The following is a 747-nucleotide window of genomic DNA, read 5'->3' on the forward strand; positions in this document are numbered from 1 at the left end:
GCGAGGATCGCCGACCAGATGGTGCCGAAGATGAGCGGCCACACGTACTCGAGGAACGAGCTGCCGTTGAGGATCGGGTTCTCGGCGGGGTCGGAGGTGAACGCCGGAACGGACTCGGCGATCAGGAAGACGGACACCGCGGCCAGGAGGACGAGGATGGTGATTCCTGCGGCCAGAGCGGTGCCCGAGAAGGCGAGGTCGCCAGGACGACGGCGTGCGCCGCGCTTGGGATCGGTCTTCACGGGTGGGCGGTTGTCGGTGGTCGTCGCCATTTCTGTCCTTCGCCGGGAACCCATTGCCCCAGTATGTCTGCTGCGGGTCGGACGGGATATCCCGCCCTGCCCGACGGCGAGGCCGGGCAGGGCGGGATCAGGGGGATGATCAGCCGATCAGGGCGATCGCGGACTCGATCTGCGAGCGCAGGTCGTCCGAGATCGGGGCCGAGCCGGCGTTCTCGGCGGCGGCGTCCTGGCCCTCGGGGCTGGCGATGTAGGAGAAGTACGCCGCGACCAGCTCAGCGGTGTTCGCGTCCTCGTACTCGACGCAGCCGATGAGGTAGCTGACGAGGGCGATCGGGTAGACGCCGGCCTCTTCGGTGCTGTAGTCCACTTCGAGGGCGAGGTCGCCCTCGCCGCGGCCCTCGACCTGCGGGGCCGAGTCGACGATCATCGCGGCGGCTTCGGCCGAGTAGGGGACGAACTCGCCACCGACGCCGACCGAGACGGTGCCGAGGTCGCCGACCTGCGA

At 69.2% G+C, this 747-nt stretch carries 2 pseudogenes; both read right to left on the reverse strand.

The features are described from left to right. Positions 1-272, reverse strand: a pseudogene (locus B4E30_RS06670) (phosphate ABC transporter permease subunit PstC); the annotation flags it as partial. A 109-nt stretch (positions 273-381) separates the two neighbouring features. After that, positions 382-747, reverse strand: a pseudogene (locus tag B4E30_RS06675) (phosphate ABC transporter substrate-binding protein PstS); the annotation flags it as partial.

Source organism: Microbacterium sp. UBA3394, from assembly GCF_002358725.1.
GTDB lineage: Bacteria > Actinomycetota > Actinomycetes > Actinomycetales > Microbacteriaceae > Microbacterium > Microbacterium luteum.